Raw genomic sequence first — 5,459 nt, forward strand, 5'->3', positions numbered from 1 at the left:
GGATCGCTTCGCCCGGGTGTCAGCTCGCGATGACGAAACGGTTGTCACTGCGAACCATCCCCATGTGAAGCAGTCTCAGGTATCTGGCCTCCTGTTTGCAATGCAAACACCATGAGCAGAACATATTACATCTACATCATGACCAACAAAGAGAATCGTGTCCTTTACACCGGTGTCACGGGTGATCTGGTAAACCGTGTCTATCAACACCGGGAAAGGCAAGTTCAGGGGTTCACTTCCCGGTACAATGTTACAAAATTAGTATACTTCGAAATGTTCAACGACCCAGTCAATGCAATTGCACGCGAGAAACAGATGAAAGCAGGGTCGCGGGAGAAAAAAGTCAAGCTAATCGAAAGATACAACCCGGAATGGAAAGACCTTTACCCCGAGATCGCTTCCACCGTCGCTCTTCGAGCTATGGCGGACAAGTCACTCGGGTAACGGTTTCCGCCGTCGCTGAAGCTATGGCGGACAAGAAAGCTATGGTGGACAAGCGCAATGACTTTGCGCCTGTCATTGCGAGGAGTGTCGAGGCGGGCGAGAAGGACGCGGCAATCTCAATCATCAGTCATTCCGGAATTCACGCCATCACTTGGGCTCGCCTGCCCTCCGCATCAGCCTTTGCGCCTCATCATCACGTCCCACCGCTTTTAGTACCTCCACCAAATGCAGCCTCACATCTTCGTTGTCAGGAACTCCCTCCAACGCCTGCCGCAGGACGGGAAGGGCCCCGGCGGAATCACCCGACTTGTGGAGGATCCAACCGTAGGTGTCAGCCAAAGAAGGGTTTTCCGGAGCCTGCTTTCTGGCTTTTGCCGCTATCTCCAGAGCCTCACTCAAGGCACCCGACTCGGCCAGGTTCCAGGCCAGGTTGTTCATGGCGGGGACAAAATCCGGCTTAAGTCTGAGCACTTCCCGGTAGGTTTCGACAGCCTCCTCTTTTTTGCCCAGGACATCCTGAACCATCCCCAGGAGCACCAGAAGGCCGGGTTGGGGGGTATCCGACCCATTTACGGACGTTGTGAGCCAACTTTCAGCCCCTTTCAGATCGGAATCCCTGGCGTAAAGAGCAATGATCCGCTGGTAGGGCGCCATGAGGTCAGGGTGAGACCGGGTAAGGGCAAGGTAGACATCCCTGGCTTCCCCGGCATTTTCTGTCCCCTCCAGCACCCTGCCCAGGAGCAGTTGATGGGGCACCCCCGTTTCGGCCTTTTCCCTTGCAACTTCGAGGGCTTCTTCCTCACGGCCGGTACGCCCGAGCAAACTCACCAGGTGGGTCAGCAGCAGGATGTCCTTGGGACGCTCGTCCAGAAGAGTGCGATAATCCTTTTCAGCGCTTTCATACTCCTTAAGCAGGTCCTTGCTGCGAGCCAGTCTAAACCTGGTTCCGGGGTGAGCTCCGTGCCGGTTCATATTTCTTTCATAAAGAGCCCTGGCTGCTAAAACATCTCCCCCTTTTAGAGCGTTGTCGCCCAGGATCCACATAGCCTCCCGACCCACTGCCTCGTCGGCGCTGGCGGCTTTCGCATATCGGGAGGACTCTGCCAGATTCCCCGCGTTAGCTTCTATTTTTGCCAAGAGAAGGTTGGCCTGAACATGACCTGGATCTTTTTCAAGCAAAGCCCGCAGGTTCTCCATGGCCGCGGAGGTATCACCACCTGCCAACTGAGCCTGTGCCAGCTGCAATCTCCAGACATTTGCTTCGGGCCGAAGTTTGGTAGCTTCGGCCAGATCGGCAGCAGCCTCCCCAGGTTTCCCCTGGGCCATGTGGATCTGTCCGCTCATGGCAAGAACCTGGGCGTCTTGAGGGGCGAATTGGAGCGCTTCATCCACCATTTCCCTGGCTTGGGGAAGATTCTTTTCAGACATGTGGTGTGCTGCCATGCTCAGCCTCGCCTCCCGAAAATTGGGGTCAATTTCAACACTCCTGGCCCACAGCGCCAGGGCATCCTCCTTCTCATCGGTTTCATAGAGAAGCAGCCCCAGCCGATGAAGAACGGGGGCGCTGGGATCCGAAGCTGAAACTTCCCTGTATAGTCTGATGGCGTCAGATTTCCTTCCAAGACCTTCGTACATGCGCGCCAGCATGACCTTGAGATCGTTTCTGTCAGGGTTGGCGGCTGCCAGGCTTTCAAGGTTCCCCGCAGCCTCTTTCATCTGCCCCTGGCTTTGGAGCATACCGATGCGGGCCAGGCTCACAGATATAGAACCCGGGTCAAGCTCCTCAGCTTTTCTCAGAGCCCCTTCGGCCGCAACCTGGTCCCGGTTCATGAGGTAAACCTGGGCCAGGTTGAGCCAGGTCTTTGCATCCTCGGGGTAAAGGTCGATGACTCGACGCGCAGTCTTTTCTGATTTATCAGCCTTGCCGAGCTGAGCCTGAGTCACCGACAACATTATGAGAAATTCCTGGTCTTCCGGGAATTTTATCGTCCATTCCTGAAGGATTGGCTCCACCGTCGGGTAGGCCCTTCCAGCAAGGAGCAGGCGAGAAAACTCCAGGGCGATCTCTCTGTCGTCAGGGGCCAGTTCGTTGGCGTTGGCAAAGGCCCCCGCCGCCCCCTGAAAATCCTTCATCCCCACGAGGGCTTTGCCCAGGAGAAAGTAGGCCTGGCTCGATCCAGGATCGAGCTTGAGGGCATTAAGCAGCTCGATTCGGGCCACGGTGTTCTCCCCGGCCTCGATCTTCACCTGAGCCGCTGCCAGGTGTTTCTGGACCTTGGCCTCGGTACTCTGACAGGCGGTGACGGTCAGGAAAATAGCCACAAACAGAAACAGTGCATTTTGCATCAAACGACCACTATGCATCGGAGATTCTCCTTGAAACAACGGGTCAAAAAATGTAACACCCCTCAACAAGCTTCCTCCTTCGCCAGAGGCTTCCGCCGTCGCTTTGTAAGCTCTGGCGGATAAAATGGCGAACAGGCAAGGCAGGCAGGGAACACAGGGTAAATCAAGTTTTTTTATCCAGACTATTCTTACCGAACTTGTCTTACTCTCCGTCATTCCGGAAATCCTTGTGCCAGCGGGATTATCCGGAATCCACAACGCTTTTCAGGAAAACGAGGTCAAAACTGGATTCCGGATCACCGGTCAACACAACTGAAACAAGATATTACCGGTGCCCGGAATGACGAACGTTGTCGGTTCCATTGTAAACAAACGATTGTCATTATGAAGCCAAAGTCCACACTGAAACAATCTCATATGACCCTGTCAGCCGTGGCTGTAAGACTGGCGCTACAGTCGGCCGCGCAGGCCGCGCTAAAATTGAGAGCGACGCGCCAAGCTCATTCCATCTTGTCGCCCATAGCTTTAGCGAAGGGTGAAGCCTCGGCGAAGGTTGGAGATAAGTTAGCTCTTGATCTTCTCTGCGTTCCCTGCGGCCTATTGCCCAATTATCAACTCATAAGACTTATGGAAATTTTACCTCCGACGGTCCGAACCAGGCGATCTCCATGCCCACCTCCATCGCGACTGTAGAAAGTTTCCTGTCGGCTGACACGAAGGTTCTGGCGCCCATCTCAGTACCCTTTCTCTTCCCGGTCCTGCCTGACGAGCTCTTCGCTGGGCGTCCTGGCCGGCTTCATCTCCTTCCATAGGTGACCGTGGTCCGGGAAGGGGATCTTTTTGTCCTCCATGCCAAGGACAAGAGCGCTATTGCCGATCCTCATAGGACCGTTTTTCTCTACCAGTTTTTCGAGTTCCTCCATTGATTTTGCGAGATCTCTTTTTTTCAAGGTTTTCATGGCGGCCCTCACTTTGGTTTTATCGTCATACCTTTTTGTTATACCGTACAACATCCTGCGTGCCTCAGCGTCAAGGCTTTTGAACTTCGGGATTGCTTCCACCGATGGGTTCTCACACAGAATCTTAGCGAGGGATCAAGGCATGCAGGTAAAGCCCTGTTCTTTGAAATGAGAATCAAAAGCAAACGCGAGCTTGATGCCCAGAGTACGCATCACCTCGAAGCTGACGCAGTCCACGAGACTGAGCTTACGCCTGGAAGCGGCCAGAAACGCGCTTACTGCGGCTCTGTGCGTTTCCGAGTCGATCCAATGAATATTTACGAGCCCGAGCATGTCCTCCTGAAACCCGCGCACCGCCTCAAATCCAAGGCGATGTTGAATGAGCGCTGAGCATTCAACCAGGACATAATTCGTGGTGACAAGGGTGTTAGCTTCTGAATCAACAAGGCTGGCCCATTGCTCCCTGGCTCTCTGATGATTCGCGTCGTCACTGTCAAGGACTGCATAGACGGCCGAGGTATCCAGGAAAACCTTCACTCCTGAATTGCTTCCGCCAGGTACCGGTCGTGCTTTTCGGAAATATCATGCCGCCCAGAGCTGAACCGCCCCGCTATGGATAAGGCTCGTTCCCGCTTCTCCCCAAAGTCCGGGGCAACCTCTTTCCTGATCAGATCGTTCACCGCCCCCCTGATCAGCTCAGCGATGGAAACATGCTGAGAGTGTGCCAGCCGTTTCAGAGTCCTTGCCTGCTCCTCGGTCAACTGTATCTGAGTGCGAACCATAAATAACCCCCATGATTACAATAGTGATTAAATGATAACACCAGGTCTTCTGCTCGTCAATTCAAAACCAGGAAGATTAAATCGCAGAGGGATATAGAAAGGTCTTTCGACAAGCTTCCGACTTCGCTCTGACGAGCTACGACCGACAGGCAGGGCAGCGAGTTTAAAATACAGAAAAAACATTGACTTAGCGGCTGAGCGACTTGGCGAAAAATACGCTTGTCATTGCGAGGCTATTGAGTGGGCCGAAGCAATCCAGGGGTGGAATCAGTTCCTGTAAAAACTAAAACTAGCTGCTTTCGACATTATTCCCCCTCTCCCCCGGGGGGAGAGGGTTGGGGTGAGGGGGAATTTTCACCCCCACCTCGGTCCTCCCCCCTCGATAGGGGGAGGAAGAATAAGGAAGTTGACTATTTAATGCCTTCTCCCAGCGGGGAGAAGTAAGGTGAGGAGAATACGCCTTACCCTGTGAAACCCTGTGGTGCAGCCTGCGAATGGCTGTACTGTGGTGAGACAGCTTTTGATTTCCTCTGTGGTCCTCAGCGGTATGAGCAGCCTACCAGAGAGCTGCACTCTGCGAAACTTTGCGTTACAGCTTTTAATCTATGAGATTGCCACGGCCCTTGGGGCCTTCCGCCGTCGCTGAAGCTATGGCGAGACAAGCGCAATGACAGCGTGAGGTTACCCTGCTTGCCAAGTCGCTTGGGTAGGTTCTTTTTCCTCCCGCCTTCGGTCTTCTCTACGAAATCCAGCCTGCATATCGTTTTCTTCTGTCACCCTGCGGTAGCCTCAAATGTCAACCTGAATCAGTCAGCTTTGGACTAACAGCCAACCTGAATTTCTCGACTAACGATAGTGGACCCCTTAGATGGGACAGTTTGTTAAAGTGTAACAGACTCGTTCCGAAAGGGGATATGGATGAAGAAGC

Annotated in this window: 5 protein-coding genes; 1 reads left to right on the forward strand and 4 read right to left on the reverse strand. The window is 53.7% G+C overall.

The genetic code is table 11. The features are described 5' to 3' along the window. The first annotated feature begins 111 nt into the window (after positions 1-111). Positions 112-444 carry a GIY-YIG nuclease family protein gene (locus P1S59_13155; GenBank protein MDF1527190.1) on the forward strand — a complete coding sequence of 111 codons (333 nt, stop codon included), beginning with the start codon at positions 112-114 and terminating at the stop codon, positions 442-444. 147 nt (positions 445-591) lie between these two features. On the opposite strand, the gene P1S59_13160 is transcribed toward P1S59_13155, so the two are convergent. The 4 genes from P1S59_13160 to P1S59_13175 all read right to left on the reverse strand — a co-directional run bounded on the left by P1S59_13160 (position 592) and on the right by P1S59_13175 (position 4,531). Beyond that, entirely contained in the window at positions 592-2,808 is a 2,217-nt protein-coding gene (locus P1S59_13160; protein ID MDF1527191.1) for a tetratricopeptide repeat protein, read from the reverse strand. Between the two features lie 716 nt (positions 2,809-3,524). Then, positions 3,525-3,749, reverse strand: a complete 225-nt coding sequence (locus P1S59_13165; GenBank protein MDF1527192.1) for a hypothetical protein — start codon at positions 3,747-3,749, stop codon at positions 3,525-3,527. A gap of 135 nt (positions 3,750-3,884) precedes the next feature. Further along, on the reverse strand, positions 3,885-4,286 hold the full coding sequence (locus tag P1S59_13170; protein ID MDF1527193.1) for a PIN domain-containing protein: 402 nt from the start codon (positions 4,284-4,286) through the stop codon (positions 3,885-3,887). Next, a complete protein-coding gene (locus tag P1S59_13175) occupies positions 4,283-4,531 on the reverse strand; it encodes a ribbon-helix-helix domain-containing protein (protein MDF1527194.1) in 249 nt (82 codons plus the stop codon). Before P1S59_13175 ends, P1S59_13170 begins: the two co-directional genes overlap by 4 nt. Positions 4,532-5,459: the final 928 nt, after the last annotated feature.

The sequence above is a fragment of the bacterium genome (assembly GCA_029210965.1).
GTDB lineage: Bacteria > BMS3Abin14 > BMS3Abin14 > BMS3Abin14 > BMS3Abin14 > JALHUC01.